Below are 18,150 nucleotides of genomic sequence, written 5' to 3'. Positions count from 1 at the left end.
GATCCCGTGCAGACGCTGGTCAGCAACGGCGCCTGCCGACGCTGACTCCGGACCCACTTCAGATGAGCCTCGTCGTGCAGCAGCGGCCGGGTGCCCCGTCCGCCCGGGTGCACCAGGATCTCCAGTGGCGGAGTGTCGTCGAACGAGTGATGTGCGACGACGCTCAGCCCGTGCGCGCACGGGACGACTCCGCCTTCGCGGGCGAGGCAGGAAACCGAGTACCCGTCCTCGGGAAAGGTCTGGGTCCAATAGGAGAGGACCTCCCAGGGACCGATCGCATCCAGTTCTTCGACGTCGGGGAACAGCAGGATGCCGATGTGGCGAGTCATGGACTCATCTCACCCGAACTCGTGGCGGGTTGCACCCGAGACCACATCCTGCGGGTCGAGCGCACCGAGGGCCTGCCGGAGCGCCTGCACCCGGCGCTGCACCCGCTCGACCGCAGGCTCGACCGCGGCGCCGTTCGAGGATGCGGCCTCGGAGGCGAGTTGGTCGGTGGCCTCCTCCACCGCGAGCAGCCGGGAGTCGAGCTCGGCGAGGACGTCGACCGAGCCCGGCGACTGCGCGACCTGCCGACGGAGGAACTCGGCCTGGGTGGTCAGTCGACGTCCTGCCGCCCACAGGTCGACGAAGACCTGGACCTTCGCTCGGAGCATCCAGGGGTCGAACGGCTTCGAGATGTAATCCGCCCCGCCGGCGGCGTATCCGCGGTAGGCGCTGTGCTGGTCGGTGTCGACCGCCGTGAGGAAGATGATGGGAACGTCCTTGGTCCGGCTGCGCCCCTTGATCCGGGCCGCCGTCTCGAATCCGTCCATTCCCGGCATCTGCGCGTCGAGCAGGATCAGGGCGAAGTCGTCCTTGAGCAGGGCTCGCAACGCCTCCTCACCCGACGGCGCGCGCACGAGCACCTGGTCCAGCGAGCTCAGCACCGCCTCCAGCGCGAGCAGATTCTCCGGATGGTCGTCGACCAGGAGAATCTTGGCGCGCTCGCTCACCCCAACCACGACCGGAACTGCGTGAGCAGGGAGTCGACGTCGACCGGCTTGGTGACGTAGTCGGAGGCGCCGGCCGCGAGGCTGTTGTCCCGGTCGCCGGGCATCGCCTTGGCGGTCAGCGCGATGAGGGGCAGGTCGTGGAACGACGGCATGTTGCGAATCTCGCGCATCGCCGTGTAACCATCCATTCCCGGCATCATCACGTCCATCAGCACCAGGTCGATGTTCATCTCCCGCTGCAGCGCCCGGATCCCGGACTCGCCGTTCTCGGCATACAGTACGTCGATCCCGTGCTGCTCGAGCGCACTGGTCAGGGCGAACACGTTGCGCGCGTCGTCGTCGACGATGAGGATCCGCTTGCCGGCGAAGACCTCCTCGTCACTGGCCCGGCGCTCGTCGCTCGTCCCGCTCGTGTCGGGTAGTTCGACGTCAGACCGGTGCAGGTAGAGCGCGATCTGGTCGATGAGATCGCCCACCGTTGCCGGGTACGTCACGACCATCGACCGGGTGTATTTGCTCAGTCGTGCCTCATCCCGTTTGGACGGTGCCTCACCGGTACTCACCACGATCGGCGTCGCGCGCAGTGCCTTGCGGGCCCGCATCCGCTTGATCACGTCGAACCCGCTGCCGCCAGGCAGTTTCAGGTCGACCATCACACAGTCGTACGGGCGCGCGTCCAGCGCAGTGATTGCGTCGTCGACGCTGGTTGCGACGCGAAGGTCGACGTCGGCCACCGCGCCGAAGAGTGCGACCACGGCGGAGGTCTCGTCGACTGCGTCACTCGCGACGACGAGCAGCGACCGCGTCTTCCGGTCGATGTAGGAGCTCAGATCCTCCAGCGCTTGACCCATCGTCTGCGGTGTCACCGGATCTTCGACCATGGCGAGTGCGCCGAGGAGGCGGCCGACATGCACGTCGTCGACGGCATCCGGCGCGTGCACGGCGATCGTCGGAATGTGCCGGGTCTCCGGGTCGGACTTCAGCAGTTGGAGCAGCGACGATCCGTCGCTTCCGGCGAGGTCCATCCCGACGACGATTCCGACCGGACGATGCTGGCGCGCGATCACCACGGCATGTTCCGGCCTCGGGGTGGCGAGGACTTTGAAGCCCTTCTCGCGGCCGATGTCGACGGCCGCCTCGCGCAGGCCGGTGTCGGACACGGTGACGAGCAGGACGCGGTCGCTCTGGGTGATCGCGCCCTCGTCGTCGGCGACGGCTCCCTCGTCGGGCGCCGTCGGCAACGCCGCCGGACGCGACCCGTTGACGGCCGCGGGCTCGATCCGCGCACCGACCTCGGTGCCGCCGATCACGGACTTCGTGGCGGAGTCGCCGGCGAACCGGGGTGGCAGGTACAGCGTGAACGCGCTCCCTCTACCCGGCTCGCTGTCGGCGTGGATCTCTCCGCCGATCAGCCGGGCGATCTCGCGGCTGATGGACAGGCCGAGCCCGGTACCGCCGAACTTGCGGCTGATGGTGCCGTCGGCCTGCTGGAAGGCCTCGAAGATGACCTTGAGTTGTTCGGGAGGGATCCCGATTCCGGTGTCGGCCACGGAGAACGCGAAGACCTGCGGGGCGTCATTCAGGCTCCCCGTGGTGAAGCGTTCGTCGACGGCCATCCGGATGTCCATCCTGACTTCGCCCGCCGCGGTGAACTTGACCGCGTTGGACAGCAGGTTACGGAGCACCTGCTGGAGCCGGTGCTGGTCGGAGTACAGGGTGCGCGGGACGTCGTCGGCGATCGTCACCGAGAAGCGCAGATCCTTCTCCGCGGTGAGCGGGCGGAACGTCGCCTCGACGTACTCGACGATCCCGGAGACCGCCACGTCGGCGGGATGGACGTCCATCTTCCCCGCCTCGACCTTGGACAGGTCGAGGATGTCGTTGATCAGCTGCAGCAGGTCGGTGCCGGCGCTGTGGATGGTCCGGGAGAAGTCGACCTGACGTGCGTTGAGGTTGCCGTCGGCGTTCTCGGCGAGCAGCTTCGCCAGGATGAGCAGCGAGTTCAGCGGTGTCCGCAGCTCGTGCGACATGTTCGCGAGGAACTCCGACTTGTAGCGTGAGGACAGGGCGAGTTGCTCGGCCCGGTCCTCGAGCCCTCGACGGGCATCCTCGATCTCGAGGTTCTTGATTTCGATGGCCCGGTTCTGCGCCGCGAGGAGACTGGCCTTCTCCTCGAGTTCTGCGTTCGTCTGTTGCAGCTCGCCCTGCTGGGTCTGCAGCTCCTCGGACTTGTTCTGCAGCTCGGCCGCGAGTCGCTGCGATTCGACCAGCAGCTCCTGGGTACGCGAGCTCGCGATGATCGCGTTGAGGGAGACCCCGATGATCTCCATCAGCTGCTCGAGGAACTGCAGGTGGACCGGGCTGAACGGCTGGAACGACGCCAGCTCCACGACGCCGAGCACCTGCTCCTCGAACAGCACCGGGAAGATGACGAGGTTCGCCGGTGGTGCTTCTCCGAGCCCGGAGCCGATCCGGATGTAGTTGCCGGGCACGTTGGTGAGCATGATCGGCGTACGTTCCAGCGCGGCCTGTCCGACGAGACTCTCGCCGATGGCGAACGAGGTCGGGATGCCCTTGCGCGGCCGGTAGCCGTAGGACGCGATACGGCGCAGCGAGTCGTCGCCCTCCGGCCCGACCTCACTGAGGAAGAAGGAGCCCTGACTGGCGCCGACCAGCGGCGTCAGCTCGGTGACGATCAGCCGGGTGACGTCGAGCAGGTCGCGGCCGCCCTGCATGTGCCCGGTGAACCGGGCCAGGTTGGTCTTGAGCCAGTCCTGCTCCTGGTTCGCGCGGGTCGTCTCACGCAGGTTGTCGATCATCTGGTTGAGGTTGTCCTTGAGCTCGGCGACCTCACCCTCGGCGATGACCGTGATCTCCTGGCTGAGGTCTCCCTGGGTGACCGCGGTCGAGACCTCGGCGATCGCCCGCAGCTGGGTGGTCAACGTGCCGGCGAGCTGGTTGACGTTCTCGGTGAGCTTGCGCCAGGTGCCGGACACGTCGGCGACCTCGGCCTGGCCGCCGAGCTTGCCCTCGGTGCCGACCTCGCGGGCGACCCGGGTGACCTCGTCGGCGAACGACGACAGCTGGTCGACCATCCGGTTGACCGTGGTCTTGAGCTCGAGGATCTCGCCCCGTGCATCGACGAAGGACTTCTGGGTCAGATCGCCGTGGGCGACGGCGGTCGTCACCAGCGCGATGCTGCGGACCTGGCTGGTCAGGTTGCCGGCCATCGAGTTGACCGACTCGGTGAGGTCCTTCCAGGTGCCGGCGACACCGCGCACGTGGGCCTGCCCGCCGAGAATTCCTTCGGTGCCGACCTCGCGGGCGACCCGGGTGACCTCGTCGGCGAACGCGCGCAGCGTGTCGACCATGGCGTTGATCGTCCCGGCCAGGGCGGCGACCTCGCCGCGGGCCTCGATGGAGATCTTCTGACTGAGGTCGCCGCGGGCCACGGCGGTGGACACCGCGGCGATGCTGCGGACCTGGTTGGTCAGGTTGCCGGCCATCGAGTTGACCGAGTCGGTGAGGTCGCGCCACATCCCGGCGACACCGGGGACGCGGGCCTGCCCGCCGAGCATGCCTTCGGTGCCGACCTCGCGCGCGACCCGGGTGACCTCGTCGGCGAACGCTGAGAGCTGGTCGACCATCGTGTTGACGGTGCTCTTGAGCTCGAGGATCTCGCCGCGCGCGTCGACGGTGATCTTGCGGGTCAGGTCGCCGCTCGCGACCGCGGTCGTCACCTCGGCGATGTTGCGGACCTGCGACGTCAGGTTGGCCGCCATCATGTTGACGTTTTCGGTGAGGTACTTCCAGGTACCGGAGACGTCGTGCACGTCGGCCTGACCCCCGAGCCGGCCTTCGGTGCCGACCTCGCGGGCGACCCGGGTGACCTCGTCGGCGAACGCCGAGAGCTGGTCGACCATCGTGTTGACGGTGTCCTTCAGCGCGAGGATCTCGCCGCGCGCCTCGACGGTGATCGTCCGGGTCAGGTCACCGCGGGCGACGGCCGTGGTGACCTCGGCGATGTTGCGGACCTGAGCGGTCAGGGTCCCGGCCATGAAGTTCACCGAGTCGGTGAGGTCACGCCAGGTCCCGGAGACGCCCGGTACGGCGGCCTGCCCGCCCAGTCGGCCTTCGCCGCCGACCTCACGGGCGACCCGGGTGACCTCGTCGGCGAAGGCGGACAGCTGATCCACCATCACGTTGACGGTCGTCTTGAGCTCGGCCAGCTCACCGCGTACGTCAACGGTGATCTTCTGGCTCAGGTCGCCGCGCGCGACGGCGGTGGTGACCTGCGCGATGTTGCGCACCTGATTGGTCAGGTTGCTCGCCATCGAGTTGACCGAGTCGGTGAGGTCCTTCCAGGTGCCGGCGACGCCGGGTACGTCGGCCTGGCCGCCGAGCATGCCGTCGCTGCCGACCTCGCGGGCCACCCGGGTGACCTGCGCCGCAAACGCGGAGAGCTGGTCGACCATCACGTTGACGGTGCTCTTGAGCTCGGCCAGCTCGCCCTTCACGTCGACGGTGATCTTCTGGCTCAGGTCGCCGCGCGCGACGGCCGTGGTGACCTGCGCGATATCGCGGACCTGTGCGGTCAGGTTGTCGGCCATGTAGTTGACCGACTCGGTGAGGTCCTTCCACCGCCCGGCGACGCCGGGTACGTCGGCCTGGCCGCCGAGGATCCCTTCGGTGCCGACCTCGCGGGCCACCCGGGTCACCTCGTCGGCGAAGGTCTGCAGGGTTGCCGTCATCGAGTTGAGCGTCTCCGCCAGCTCGGCGACCTCCCCCCGCGCCGTCACCGTGATCTGCTGGCTCAGGTCGCCGCGGGCAACCGCCTGCGCGACGAAAGAGATGCCCCGGACCTGGCTGGTGAGGTTCGAGGCCATGATGTTCACGGAGTCGGTGAGGTCCCTCCAGGTGCCCTTCACCCCCCGTACGTCGGCCTGGCCACCGAGTCGGCCCTCGGTGCCGACCTCGCGCGCGACCCGGGTCACCTCGGCCGCGAACGACGACAGCTGGTCGACCATCCGGTCGACCGTGGCCTTCAGCTGCGCCATCTCCCCGGAGACCTCGACGGTGACGGTTCGGGACAGGTCTCCGTTCGCGACAGCTGTGGTCACCAGCGCGATGTCGCGGACCTGCGTGGTCAACCGCGACGACATCGTGTTGACCGCGTCCATCAGGTCGCGCCAACTGCCGTCCGCGCTGCGCACCCGGGCCTGCCCGCCGAGCTTGCCTTCAGTGCCGACCTCACGGGCGACGCGGGTGATCTCGTCGGCGATGGACGAGAGTTGCTCGACGAGGCCGTTGACGCTCTTGGCCAGCCGCAGTGGCTCGCCGCGCAGGGGATGCCCGTCGAGACGGGTGCCCATCCGTTGCGTCAGGTCGCCGTGGGACACGGCGGTGACGACCCGCGCGAAGTCGCCCGTCGGCCGGACCAGGTCCGCGACCAGACCGTTGGCGGACTCGATGCACTTCTCCCAAGCGCCCTCCCCGGCCCCGGACTCGAGGCGCTCGGAGTGCCGGCCTTCGCGACCGGCCACCCGCCGTACGCGGTTCAGCTCGGACGCGAGATGTTGCTGCCGCTCGGCGATCTCGTTGTAGAGGCCGGCGACCTCGGCCATGACGCCGTCGCCGTTGTCGGGGAGCCGCTTGCGGAAATTGCCGTCCCGCATGGCGGTGAGCCCATCGATAAGACGCCTGAGCGTGACCTCGTCGACTTCACCCGATATGCCGTTCGAATGGCCCTTGGCTGCGGAACCGCGTGTACTAACCCGCTTTGTCGTCGTCGCACTGCTCGGCATTGCCGGGCCCCCTCGTGAATGGCGTTACCCCTCATCAGGCAGTCTGTCACCATGATCTAACCGCGCATACATATGCCGAGAGCCGGGACCACTTCGATGTACGTCTACCGCACCTTTGTGCCGGATGCGCGGTCCGCCGGCCAGGCTCGATGGTTCGTGCGGGAGTCGCTCGAGGAGTGGGGTGTGCAGGAACTGACGGACAGCGTCCTGCTGTCGGTCAGCGAACTGGTCACCAACGCCGTGGTGCATGCAGGTACCGCCGTCCGGCTCAGTCTGCGACTCGATGCCGCGAGCCTGCGGGTCGAGGTGGAGGACTCGCATCCCCACCGTGCGTTGCCCGTCGGCGTCGATTCCCGATCACCCAATGCCGAACGCGGCCGAGGGCTGCTCATCATCTCCACGTTGGCGTCGACGTGGGGAGTGGACTACACGCAGGGCAGCAAACGGGTGTGGCTGGAGTTCGAACGTCCCAACGCGACCGTCGCGGCGCCGATGCCCTCCGTGGCCGCCGGCGCAACGGTCGGTGACCACGCACAGGTGGCGGTCGTCGAGGTATCGAACGACGGCACGATATCGGCCTGGAATGACGATGCGGCAGGAATGTTCGGTTGGGCGGAGGCGGAGGCGCTCGGACGCGTTTTCGGTGAACTGGTCCAATCCGACCGCAGCACGGGTAATGGGGCGACCGCGCCGTGGTCGTCGGGCGAACGGTGGCAGGGCACCTACGCCGTAAGGCGGAAAATTGGGCCACCCGTTGAAGTATTTGCGTCCCATACACCGGCCGGTAAGGGTGATTCCGCGATCGCATTGCTGGTCGCCGCCGGAGAACGCGCACTCCTCGAGGAATCGCCTCGGCCGCGCGGCCGCCCACCGAAAGACTCCGATGCGGTGGGGGTACGGGAGGAGGCGCTCACCCGCCTCGGTCTCGATGACTACTTGACCCTCGCGGTCGAACGCGCGCGCGACAGGCTCTCGGCCGATGCGACGTACCTGCTGCTGGCGCGGGACTTCGATCCCGAGTACGAGGTCCGAGCCGTCAGCGGACTGGACGACTCGTTGCGCGGGACCCGGCTGGATGCCCGGGATCCAGGGGCCCCCGACTCCCACAATCCTCAACTCCCGGTGGCGTACCGGGATCTGTCCGACACGCAGATCCCGTTGCTGGCGGGCTCCGGCATGCGGTCATTGGTCGTCGTCCCGGTCGTCGTCGAAGGCCGGGTCACCGGAGCGCTCGGGGCCGCGTCGGAAAGTGTCGACGGGTTCACCGACGAGCAGTCTGTCCTGCTGCAGCGGATTGCCGACGCGATCGCGATAGCCGCCGACCGGGCTCGACTACAGACTTCCGAACGCGAACGCCGGGGCTGGCTGAGCTTCCTGGCCGAGGCAGGCGACCTGCTCGCGGGATCGCTCGATCAGCGGATGACGATCGCGATCACCGGACAGATCGTCATACCGCGACTCGCGACATGGTGCGCGGTCTATCTCGACGACGGGCGGAAAGTGCCTGTTCTGCAACAGGTCTGGCACGCCGACGAGCGCCGCAACGGCCCGCTGCGTACCGCGCTGGAACACGTCGAGCCGGGGGAGGCCGCCGACTCCGACGACGACCAGCTCTGGGGCGAGGTGCTCGATATTCCGCTGTCGGCGCGCGGGCGACGGATCGGACTGATGACGCTCGGCCGGCCGCACGGCGAGCCGCTGGCAGGGGAGGCGCTCCTCGTTGCGGAGTCCGTGGCGCGCCGGGCCGCGGTGGCGATCGACAACGCGCGGGCGCACGGCGACCTGCGCGCGGTCGGTCAGACGCTGCAGCGGAGCCTGCTTCCGTCGTCGATGCCGGTCGTGCCCTATCTGGATGTCGGGGTGGTCTACGAGGCGGCGGGCGAGAGCAGCACGGTGGGCGGTGACTTCTACGACCTCTTCTCCATCGGGGCGAACCGCTGGTGCTTCGTCGTCGGCGACGTGTGCGGGACGGGCGCGGAGGCGGCGGCGGTCACCGGACTGGCGCGGCACACGATCCGGGCGCTTGCCCTTGCAGGCTTTCCGGTGGCCGCGATCCTCGAGCGACTCAACTCGGCGATCCTCGAGGAAGGGGAGCGGTCCCGGTTCCTCACGCTGGTGTGCGGAACGCTGGAGCCGGAGCCCGGCAGGCGCGTGCGGATGAGCATGGTCAGCGCCGGACACCCGCTGCCGTTCGTCGTCCACAGCGGCGGTGCGGTCCATCAGATCGGGCGTCCGCAGTCTCTGCTCGGTGTGCTCGCACACGTGCAGTACACGGCCGAGGACCAGCTGCTCGAGCGCGGCGACATGCTCGTCACCGTGACTGACGGGGTGCTCGAGCGACGCGAGGGCGACCGGATGCTCGGCGAGACCGGGCTCATGGCTGAGCTCACCCACACCGCGAGCATGCCGGCACAGGCCGTCGCCGAACGCATCCGACGCCTCGTCGTCGACTACGCCCACACACCGCAGAGCGACGACATGGCTGTCCTGGTTCTGCGCGGGTTCGGGTCCCCAGCGCCGGCAGAAGGTGGCTAGGCCTGAGGCGCCGGGCTAAGGCTGAGGAGCGTCGTACCGGTCGTGGTGGCGCAGCCAGCCCATGGAGGGACCGTTGCTGCGTCCGGGCGGCTGCTCCCAATCCTCCTGGCGTCCGCGGGCGGTGAGGTCGAGCCAGTTGTAGGTCCCGAGGAGCAGGTCGCCGCCGCGCGCGTAGCTCGAGTAGGTGTGAAAGACGCGGTCGCCGTCGCGGAGAAACGCGCTGGTCCCCGGCAGCTCGCCGGACCATCCCTGCCAGTCCGGGCCGAGCTCGTCGAGAGTCTTGTAGTTGTACTCGGCGGCACCCGCCGCTTCGTCGATCGTGATGTGGAAGTCGACGTTGAAGTCGCTGCCGTAGGACGAGTACCAGGGGAAGGTCCAACCCATCCGCTCCCGGAACGTCTCGGCGTCGGACAGGGGACCGCGGGTTACGACGGCCAGAGTGGTGTCCCGGGCGTGCAGATGGGAGAGGTCGCCGATGTTGTCGACCAGGAACGAGCAAGACGGGCAGCCCTGCTCCTCATCCCACAGCCACATGAAGTGGTAGATGAGAAGCTGGCCGCGGCCCTCGAACAGGTCGAGCAGACTGGCCTTCCCGTTCCGGCTCTCGAAGACGTATTCCTTGTCGATCTCCACCATCGGCAGGCTTCGACGCTCGGCGTTGAGCGTGTCTCGAGCCCGCGCCAGGGCCTTCTCCTTCGCCAGTAGGTCCCGGCGGGCGACCAGCCACTCCTCGCGTGACACGACAGCTGGATCGGGCATCTCGTCCTCCATCTCCGGTGTGCATTGCCGGTGGACGTACCGTATAGCGACCGGACGGCGCCCGAGAAGTCATCGCTCGACGCGGGACTCGGCGGCGAGGAGTTCGCGGACGCGGGGGATCACCTGGGTGCCGTAGAGCTCGATGTTGGTCATGAGGGCCGCGTGCGAGAGGCCGCCCATGCCGTATTTCAGATCGAAGCGGTTGGCGCCGAGGACCGTGAGATTCGCCGCGATCTTCTGCGCGACGGTCTCCGGCGACCCGACGTAGAGCGCGCCGTGTGGCCCGACCTCGCGGAGAAAGGACTCCTTGGTGGGGATGGCGAAACCGCGAGTCTCGCTGACGTGACTGATGACCCGCAGGTAATGCGGCCAGAACTCCGCACGTGCCCGCTCGTCAGTGACGGCGACGTGACCGGGCGAGTGCACACCGACGGGCAGCGGGTCACGGCCGAACTGGTCGAGAGCCTGCCGGAAGAGTTGTGAGAAGGGTGCGAACCGTTCCGGGGGTCCGCCGATGATCGCGAGCATCAGCGAGAATCCGTAGTGCGCCGCGCGGATCACCGACTGAGGGCTTCCGCCCACGCCGATCCAGGTCGGGAACGGACCGTGCTCGGTGTGCGGTACGACATCCTGATCGGTGAGGGACGCTCGGGTCTTTCCTTGCCAGGTGACCGGTCCGCCCTTGCGCAAATCGGCGAAGAGGTCGGCCTTCTCTTCGAAGAGATCCTCGTAGTCGGAGAGGTCGTAGCCGAAGAGCGGGAACGAGTCGATGCTGGAACCCCGTCCGAGGATGACCTCGGCGCGACCACCGGAGACGGCGTCGAGCGTGGAGTAGCGCTGGAAGACGCGCACCGGATCGTCCGAGCTCAGGACGGTCACCGCTGATCCGAGGTGGATGTCGGTGGTACGCGCGGCGATCGCTGCGAGCACGACGTCGGCTGCCGAGAGCGGGAAGTCATCGGTGTGGTGCTCACCGATGCCGAAGAAGTCCACGCCGAGCTGATCGGCGAAGACGCCCTGTTCGACGAGATTTCGGATCGTCTGAGCATGCGACAGTGGCCGATCCTCGTCGTCGTGGGTGACATCGCCGAAGGTGTCGAGACCGAGGACAAGGGGGAACTGCTTGGGCGGGTCGGTGCGGGTGGGTGCGACGTCAGAAGGTGCGGTGGTCATGTCGAGTTCTCTCTGTCTGTTGTCCGTTCGCGAGGTGAAGGTGCGGCCTATGCCGCTCGCGCGTGTAGGGCGTCTTCGAAGTCCGGGCGGTGCAAAGACGCACCGAATACCGGGCTGCCGGGTTCGAGCAGGTGTCCGTCAGCCAGACTGTCGAGCCGGACCGTGTCATAGCCGATGCGTTCGATGACGCCCGCCACGACGGCCGCGGTGCCAGGATCGTCGCCGGCGACGCCCAGTGCGCGGCGATCCGGTGCGCCCGCGGGTCTGCGGTCGTCTTCGATGTCGTGGTAGCCGATGTGGTTGAGGGTCTTGACGACCATCGACCGGGGAAGTCGGCGCTGGACGATCTCGCTACTGCCGTAGCGCCGGTCCTCGAACATCTCCTGTACGCCGTCGATCGGTGGCCAGTAGTTCATGATGTCGACGACGAGCTTTCCGGCCACCAGAGCCGGGTCGAGGGTCGCGAACCTATGGAGCGGGATCGCGAGTACGACGATGTCGGAGTCGGCGACGGCGTCAGCTGCCCATCGTGGTTCGACGCCCGGCGTCAGCACGTGGGTGATCAGGGCGATCTTGTCGGGGTCGCCCGACGCGGCGATCGATACGTCGTACCCGGCGGCGGTGGCGACCCGGGCAATCACCGGGCCGACGTGTCCCGCACCCAGTACGGCGATCCGCGGCAGCAGCAAGGACGACATCGCATCGCCGGTCATGGCGTATCGCCCGGCGGTCTGACGGTCGACTCCGGATGAAGATGGTCCTGGAGCGACCGAAGGACGTCCGCGAGCACGTCGAGCTGCCCGGGCGTCAAGGCATCGGCGAAATGCTTCTTGATCGCCCGCATGTGCGACGGCGTCGCGCGCCGGAAAGCTTCCGCCCCGTCGGCGGTGAGGGAGATCTCGGCGCCGCGGCTGTCGACGGCGCAGTCGTCACGGCGGATCAGACCTCGGCGTTCCATCCGTCCGAGGTGATGCGACAGCCGGCTCCGCTCCCAATCGATGGTCGACGCCAGCTCTGACGAGCGCAGTCGTCTGCCCTCCGCTTCACTCAACGGGAGCAACACCTGGTAGTCCGCCGGCGAGAGGCTCGAATCGCGCAACAGCTGTGCGCCTAGGAGTCCCCGGAGCTCGGCGGTCGTATCGAGGAGGGCCCGCCAGACTGCGAGCTCCTCCGTCGTCAGGCGCCGACGGGCCGTCGTTCCCCTGATCCCGCTCGCAGTCTCACGCACTCCTGGCCACCTCCAAACTCATTGACACGTCAACCATACGTCTTACGATTGACGTGTCAATCAGGTGGCGGCGAACCTGCCTTGGGCGACCCAGCCGCCACGGTGGAAAGCGTCCACCGCCTGGTCTCGCAGGTGTTCATCCGCCGCGAACCGGCGCATGGCGGCGCGGTCGCCGGCCGGGAGCAGACGGGAGAACTGTTCGCACCGCTGCCGTAGGCCGGCGTAGAGGGCATCTTGATCCATCAGGCCGAGAGGTCGTTCCCCGGGTGGAGCGAGGACGCCCCGCTTGGACACGTAGAGCTGGAACGAGGCAGGACTGTCGCCACCCTCCACGCTCAGGCGGCACTCGTCTCGACCGACCGACTCTCGAACGTAGTTCGGTTCGGTGCGGTCGACGGCCGTCAACTGTTCATGGTCGAGAAATACGGCGACGACAGATGTCCGGGCCGACGGCGTCAGAATTGGCGCCGCCGCTATGTAGCCCGCACGACTCACGTGGGCGCTGTGGCCCACCCGCAGCCCGGTCACCTCGGCGTAAACGAACGGCACGGTGCCACTGACGCCGTTTGTGGCGAGCTTTCGGTACATCACCGCGGGCGAGGCATTGCTCCCGACCGCGACGACGACGTACCGCTCGGCGACCGAGGGCAGAGCGTCGAGACGCGAGTAGCTGCCGTCGTGGAGCAGGCCGCTGGTGGGCGGACGCGTTCCGGGGTAAAGCCAGGGTTGCGCCCCGAAGTCGTCCGACATCAGATCTACCCGATCCGCCACAGGACCAGTATCCGCAGCGGCATTCTCAGAGTGCCTCGCGGACGGGCGCGAACTCCACCAGCGGATCGGTGACGTGGGCCTTCCAGTCGGCTCGGTGGCCGGTGGTCCGGAGCCGGTAGTAGAGGCACCGGCGTACGGCTGATGAGTCGTTGTTGCCGATGTTGTGGGCCAGCAGGTAGTGCGCGAACAGGAGAGACCCGGCAGCACCGACGACCTGTTCCGGCTCCGGCAGGTCGATGGGTGGATAGGAGTCCCCGGCCGCGACGATGCCGGTGAGGGCGTCGGCTCCGTGCTCGGCCAGCCAGCGTCCGGCGCCGAGGTGGGTGCCGGGCCACACCCACAGGTTGCCGCTGCTCCGCTCGGTCTGGTCGGTGAGGAAGATCCCGGCCAGCATGGTGAAGGTGCCCGGGCGTCCGTCGGGTTCTGTCGGCGTGAGGCCGTCGACGTGCGGGCCGCCGGGGATGTTCGGGTGCGGCGGGATGTTGAGCGACACCTGCACCTGCTCCGGCTCGCCCAGCTGCAGTGGGCTCACCAGCGCCTCGGTCATCCCGCGTGCCGGAGTGTCCAGCAGCGCCGAGAGCAGAGGATGCGGAGGAGTCGGTGTGGGCCAGTAGAAATGCGGACCGGTCGTCGTGGCAGGCGGTGGGTCCGCCGCGATCATCGCGTCGACCGCAGCGTTGGCCGCCGCCAGCGCCTCGGCCGGCACGACGTCCGGTACCACGACCCAGCCTTGGCGGGCGAATGTCTGGAGCTGTCCTTGGGTGAGCATCGTCGAGTGTTCTACGCCTCGTGCCTGCGTATCGCGACCGAATTGCCGTGCGACCGAGAGAGAAAGAGTTTGCCGTCCGGGCCGGCCGCGTCGATGGTCAGAGACGTGTCCGGCACGAGGTCGAGCGAGGAGTTCCGGCGTGACCTGCACGCGTCCTTCGGCGTGCCGGCGGATGACGTCGCCGCCGTGGTCACGAAGGCCACGGGCCGGCCGATGGTCTCCCTGCGCAGAATCGTCCGCGGTCAGGACTGCGAGGTCTACCGTGCCGCCACCGACTCTGATGACGAGGTCGTCATCCGGATCAAGCGATTCGGTGAGGAAGGATCGCTGGCCGATGAGGCATGGGCGATGGATCAGGCCCGGCGGGCGGGCGCGCCGGTACCGGAGGTGCTTCTCGTCGACCGCCTGACCAGCGCGGGCGCGGACCTACCGGTGATGGTGCTGGCGGTCGCCGAGGGTCAGGCTCTCACCGATCGGGCTGGACTCACCGCCGCCGAACGCCATGCGGCGCTTGCCCGGGCCGGCGAGGTGCTGGCGCGGATCAATGGCATCGAAGTACCCGGTTTCTGGCGACCGGGCCCGGGCGGGGAGTGGATGAGGGACTGGGCCGCCCTCATGACCGGGTTCATCGCGGATCGGGAGGCCGAGCGGGACCTGGTCTGCGCAATGGGATTCGGTGCCGACGAATTCGACCGAATGATCGCCTGGCTGCACACCTACGCCGACGAGTTCCCCTGTCGGCGGCCGGTGCTGTGTCATGGCGACTTCACTTCCGAGCACATCTTCGTCGACCGTCGGCTGCACGTCAGTGCAATCATCGATTTCGGGATGTACTGCGGCGGGCCGTCGATCAGCGACCTGGCCTACCTCAGATACGCCATGCCGCAGCCCGATCTCGCCGCGATCCTCGCCGGGTACGGCGTCACCGCGAATGACGATGACGACTTCTGGCGTCGGCTCGACCTGCACGCACTCGGGCTCGCGATCGGCAATCTGGCCAGCGAGGTAACGGTAGGCAACACCGCCGCCGCCCGCGAGAGCGCCGATTCCCTCGCCACGATCCTGCGCGGCCTTTCGGGCTGACCGCTCGACCCTGAAGAGCTCACGCCGGGTTCAGTCCGAGATCAGCCAATGCCCGTCGCGCATGAGGTCCCGCCCGGTGAGCTCATCGGCCTCGCGCCACGCCTGGATCAGCTGCGGGCGGATCCAGAAGTAGAGGTAGCCGCCGATCCGACGCGGATCGAAACCCGTCTTGGTGGCGAACGCGTCGCCGATCTCGGACGGGAGCTCACTAGCCGGCAGCGCGCGTACGGTTCCCTCGATGAGTACGACGTCCCGGGTCGGACCGATGCCGAGACGGACCTTGCCCGTGGCCCGCAGGTTGCGGCCGGTCGGACTCGAGGCCGGTGTCGAGATCAGTAGATCGGTGCCGTCCCAGAGAAAGGAGAGCGGCACCAGATACGGCGTGCCGGCTGATGCGTCGGCGGTCGCCACCCACAGGTCGACGTCCTGGTCCAGTCGGGCCAGCGTGTCCTGCCTACGCTGGTGCGGGTCACGGGCGGTCGGGGTCATGGCGGGCGCGGCCTCCTCGGGTGGCTGTCACATCGACTGGGTTCGGTGCGTCAGTATTTTGACGGACTCTGGCGGAGGGCTGTGACCGATGGACCAACACCGGGCATTCGCGGACCTTGTGTCCCGGGCGCAGGACGATCCATCAGTAGTGGGTCTCGTACTCCATGGGTCCCGCGTCTTCGAGGGCGCGGCCACCCCGGAGTCCGACTACGACGTCTTCCTGATCGTGCAGGATGGCGACCAGCCTGAACACTGGCGAAGTCAGAGATCATCGGCAGTGGACCTCGAGGTCACGTCGATGTCCGGCTTCCGCTCCGCCGTGCTCGACGGCGGAGACACGAATCGCTACATCTTCGGGCACGCGCAGGTGCTGCTCGATCGGCTCGGCGGTCAGGTGTCCGCCCTGCTGCAGGAGGCGGGCACGTTTCCTGCGGGCGACCTCGCCAACCTGCCGGTCATGCTCGACGGCTACATGAATCTTCTGTACCGGTCGATCAAGAGCAGCCGGGACGGGCGCGATCTCGCGGCTCACCTCGATGCGGCGATGAGCGTCAACGTCGTACTCTGGGTGATCTTCGCGTTGCACCGACGGCAGAGACCGCCGAACAAATACCTCGCCTGGGACCTGGAGCGATACCCGCTCGGCGACCCGCCGTGGGAGGCGTCGGGTCTCCTCCCGCGCATCCGCCGCATCCTGGTCGACGCAGATCCCGCCAGCCAACGCGCGCTTTTCCGCGACGTCGAGAAGGCGGCGCGAGCCGACGGGCTCGGTGAGACGGTGGACTCCTGGGGGAACGATCTTGAGATGCTGCGGTGACCGCATCGCAGTCCGGAGGTGATCGGGTGGTTGATGACGGGGAACGGCTCGAGGGCAACGTCGGCGGAGTGCTCAAAGTCGGCAACACGGTGCATCGTCCGGTCGGTGTATGGACCCCGGCGGTGCACGCGTTACTGGACCATCTCGCGCCACGCCTGCCGCACGTGCCCAGAGTCATCGGATTCGACGACCAGGGCCGAGAGGTGCTCGACTTCCTGCCAGGACGGGTCATCGACCTCGGCACGGAATCGCTCACCGAGCCGCAGATTCGTTCTCTGGTCACCTGGACCAGGGATTTTCACAGCGCGATGGCCGACTTCGCCCACCCGGGCCCGTGGCGTTACTTTCCGATACCGCATCCCACGGTGATCGGGCACAACGACATCGCGCCGTACAACACCTGCTTCGAGGAAGACAGCCTGGCCGGCGTGTTCGACTGGGACCTCGCCGGCCCGACGACGCCGCTGAACGAGTTGGCCTTCATCGCCTGGAACTGCGTGCCTTTGTGGGCCGACATCGGCGCGGACCACGCGGCACGGCGTCTCGCCCTGATCGCCGACACCTACGGCGGCTACGACGCCCGGCAGATCCTGCGGGCCGTGCCCGGCCGGATCACGTTGATGATGGACGGCATCGCAGCGTCGGCTGCTGCGGGTGACCCGGGGATGCGCAACCTGATCGCCGGCGGCGAACCCGAACTGGATCGGGCCTCCCGGGCCGGCATGATCGACCGCATTCCCGACATCGAGAGCCGATTGCGTTAGGGCGCCGGCCGCTCCTGATCTCACCCGTACTGGGTGGTGCCGAGTGGTTCGCAAGTCCTTAGCGTTGTGCGCACAGGTTCTGAGAAGGGGGAGCGCTATGACGATCGGTCCCGTGCAGCTGTTGGTGTTGGGGTTCACGAGCCCCGACTTCCACGGCGAGATCATCGCCGAGTTGGAGCGGCTACGCGAAAGCGACACCGTGCGCGTGATCGACTCGCTTGCCGTCTACAAGGACGCCGCCGGCGAGCTTGAGGTCGAGCACCTCAGCAACCTGTCGGAGCAGGAGGCGATCGAGCTCGGCACCAAAGTCGGTGCGTTGATCGGCCTCGGAATCGACGGCGAGGAGGGGGCGGAGGCCGGAGCGATCGCAGGCGCAGAGGCCGTCGCCGCCAATGGCGGCGCGCAGGTGTTCACCGCCCAGGAAGGTTGGGATGTGCTCGAGGACATTCCGAACGACTCTGCGGCGGCGCTGATCCTGCTGGAGCACCACTGGGCCGTGCCCCTTCGCGACGCGATCGTCCGCGCCGGCGGCTTCCGCCTCAATGACGGCTTCATCAGCCCGCTCGACCTGGTCGACATCGGGCTGGTCTCGGCGGAGGAAGCGCAGGAACTTCACGCGATGGAGACGTCGGCTGCAGCAACTCCCGCGTAATTCAGGCACGGTCGCGGAATCGGAGGATTGAGATGATTGGTGGACGCAGAGTCGCTCGTCGGACGGGTCGGCGCACAGCCCGGCGGGTCTCCCGCCGTCGGTAGTTAGCTGCACGCGGACGGCTCAAGGAATGGGTTTGCCCGGCATCTGCTCGTCCGTCGAGGATGGCTGCATGTCGCCCCGCCTGCACGCCGACGAAGTCGACATCGACACCGATCGGGTGCGTGCGCTGGTCGCCGGGCAGCTGCCGGAGTACGCCGGGTGGTCGCTGCGCAGGGTGGCGTCGGGGGGTACGGAGAACGCCGTGTTCC

General features: G+C 67.9%; 15 protein-coding genes. 5 read left to right on the top strand and 10 right to left on the bottom strand.

What is annotated here, in order from left to right:
- The 3 genes from VGH85_07945 to VGH85_07935 all read right to left on the bottom strand — a co-directional run.
- Window positions 1–329, bottom strand: a 329-nt coding sequence (locus VGH85_07945) for a DJ-1/PfpI family protein (protein ID HEY2173729.1), incomplete at its 3' end; no start/stop codon positions are given.
- Window positions 330–338: 9 nt separating this feature from the next.
- The gene (locus tag VGH85_07940) at window positions 339–995 is read right to left on the bottom strand and encodes a response regulator (GenBank protein HEY2173728.1); all 657 of its coding nucleotides are present in this window, start codon (window positions 993–995) and stop codon (window positions 339–341) included.
- Window positions 992–6,670, bottom strand: a complete 5,679-nt coding sequence (locus tag VGH85_07935) for a HAMP domain-containing protein (GenBank protein ID HEY2173727.1) — start codon at window positions 6,668–6,670, stop codon at window positions 992–994. The genes VGH85_07940 and VGH85_07935 overlap by 4 nt, the downstream gene beginning before the upstream one ends.
- A gap of 225 nt (window positions 6,671–6,895) precedes the next feature.
- Here VGH85_07935 and VGH85_07930 point away from each other — a divergent pair, with 225 nt between their 5' ends.
- Window positions 6,896–9,334: a SpoIIE family protein phosphatase gene (locus VGH85_07930; protein HEY2173726.1), complete on the top strand. Its 2,439-nt coding sequence runs from the start codon at window positions 6,896–6,898 to the stop codon at window positions 9,332–9,334.
- A 15-nt stretch (window positions 9,335–9,349) separates the two neighbouring features.
- Here VGH85_07930 and VGH85_07925 read toward each other — a convergent pair whose 3' ends face one another.
- The 6 genes from VGH85_07925 to VGH85_07900 all read right to left on the bottom strand — a co-directional run bounded on the left by VGH85_07925 (window position 9,350) and on the right by VGH85_07900 (window position 14,034).
- Window positions 9,350–10,093 (bottom strand): DUF899 domain-containing protein, encoded by a 744-nt coding sequence (locus tag VGH85_07925; GenBank protein ID HEY2173725.1) that lies wholly within the window; start codon window positions 10,091–10,093, stop codon window positions 9,350–9,352.
- Between the two features lie 69 nt (window positions 10,094–10,162).
- Window positions 10,163–11,266 (bottom strand): LLM class flavin-dependent oxidoreductase, encoded by a 1,104-nt coding sequence (locus VGH85_07920; GenBank protein HEY2173724.1) that lies wholly within the window; start codon window positions 11,264–11,266, stop codon window positions 10,163–10,165.
- Between the two features lie 47 nt (window positions 11,267–11,313).
- Complete coding sequence (locus tag VGH85_07915) at window positions 11,314–11,979, bottom strand: NAD(P)-binding domain-containing protein (protein HEY2173723.1); 666 nt, start codon at window positions 11,977–11,979, stop codon at window positions 11,314–11,316.
- A complete protein-coding gene (locus tag VGH85_07910; GenBank protein HEY2173722.1) occupies window positions 11,976–12,494 on the bottom strand; it encodes a MarR family transcriptional regulator in 519 nt (172 codons plus the stop codon). The genes VGH85_07915 and VGH85_07910 overlap by 4 nt, the downstream gene beginning before the upstream one ends.
- A gap of 60 nt (window positions 12,495–12,554) precedes the next feature.
- Entirely contained in the window at window positions 12,555–13,265 is a 711-nt protein-coding gene (locus tag VGH85_07905) for a hypothetical protein (protein ID HEY2173721.1), read from the bottom strand.
- Between the two features lie 25 nt (window positions 13,266–13,290).
- On the bottom strand, window positions 13,291–14,034 hold the full coding sequence (locus VGH85_07900; protein ID HEY2173720.1) for a phytanoyl-CoA dioxygenase family protein: 744 nt from the start codon (window positions 14,032–14,034) through the stop codon (window positions 13,291–13,293).
- Between the two features lie 105 nt (window positions 14,035–14,139).
- Here VGH85_07900 and VGH85_07895 point away from each other — a divergent pair, with 105 nt between their 5' ends.
- A complete protein-coding gene (locus tag VGH85_07895) occupies window positions 14,140–15,117 on the top strand; it encodes an aminoglycoside phosphotransferase family protein (protein ID HEY2173719.1) in 978 nt (325 codons plus the stop codon).
- Window positions 15,118–15,147: 30 nt separating this feature from the next.
- On the opposite strand, the gene VGH85_07890 is transcribed toward VGH85_07895, so the two are convergent.
- Window positions 15,148–15,606 carry a pyridoxamine 5'-phosphate oxidase family protein gene (locus tag VGH85_07890; GenBank protein HEY2173718.1) on the bottom strand — a complete coding sequence of 153 codons (459 nt, stop codon included), beginning with the start codon at window positions 15,604–15,606 and terminating at the stop codon, window positions 15,148–15,150.
- A 148-nt stretch (window positions 15,607–15,754) separates the two neighbouring features.
- Between VGH85_07890 and VGH85_07885 the strand changes: the two genes are divergently transcribed.
- The 3 genes from VGH85_07885 (at window position 15,755) to VGH85_07875 (ending at window position 17,839) form a co-directional block, all read left to right on the top strand.
- Window positions 15,755–16,423 (top strand): hypothetical protein, encoded by a 669-nt coding sequence (locus tag VGH85_07885; protein ID HEY2173717.1) that lies wholly within the window; start codon window positions 15,755–15,757, stop codon window positions 16,421–16,423.
- Window positions 16,424–16,449: 26 nt separating this feature from the next.
- Window positions 16,450–17,187: a phosphotransferase gene (locus VGH85_07880; protein HEY2173716.1), complete on the top strand. Its 738-nt coding sequence runs from the start codon at window positions 16,450–16,452 to the stop codon at window positions 17,185–17,187.
- Window positions 17,188–17,299: 112 nt separating this feature from the next.
- Window positions 17,300–17,839 (top strand): hypothetical protein, encoded by a 540-nt coding sequence (locus tag VGH85_07875; protein ID HEY2173715.1) that lies wholly within the window; start codon window positions 17,300–17,302, stop codon window positions 17,837–17,839.
- The last annotated feature ends 311 nt before the right edge of the window (window positions 17,840–18,150 follow it).

Source organism: Mycobacteriales bacterium (assembly GCA_036497565.1).
In the GTDB taxonomy this organism is placed as follows: domain Bacteria; phylum Actinomycetota; class Actinomycetes; order Mycobacteriales; family QHCD01; genus DASXJE01.
This window is presented reverse-complemented; position numbering and strand designations above follow the sequence as displayed.

Coding starts and splice junctions, on each gene's coding strand:
- VGH85_07935 (HEY2173727.1), bottom strand. CDS start 6,670: ATGCGGGACGGCAATTTCCGCAAGCGGCTCCCCGACAACGGCGACGGC.
- VGH85_07930 (HEY2173726.1), top strand. CDS start 6,896: ATGTACGTCTACCGCACCTTTGTGCCGGATGCGCGGTCCGCCGGCCAG.
- VGH85_07925 (HEY2173725.1), bottom strand. CDS start 10,093: ATGCCCGATCCAGCTGTCGTGTCACGCGAGGAGTGGCTGGTCGCCCGC.
- VGH85_07920 (HEY2173724.1), bottom strand. CDS start 11,266: ATGACCACCGCACCTTCTGACGTCGCACCCACCCGCACCGACCCGCCC.
- VGH85_07915 (HEY2173723.1), bottom strand. CDS start 11,979: ATGACCGGCGATGCGATGTCGTCCTTGCTGCTGCCGCGGATCGCCGTA.
- VGH85_07900 (HEY2173720.1), bottom strand. CDS start 14,034: ATGCTCACCCAAGGACAGCTCCAGACATTCGCCCGCCAAGGCTGGGTC.
- VGH85_07890 (HEY2173718.1), bottom strand. CDS start 15,606: ATGACCCCGACCGCCCGTGACCCGCACCAGCGTAGGCAGGACACGCTG.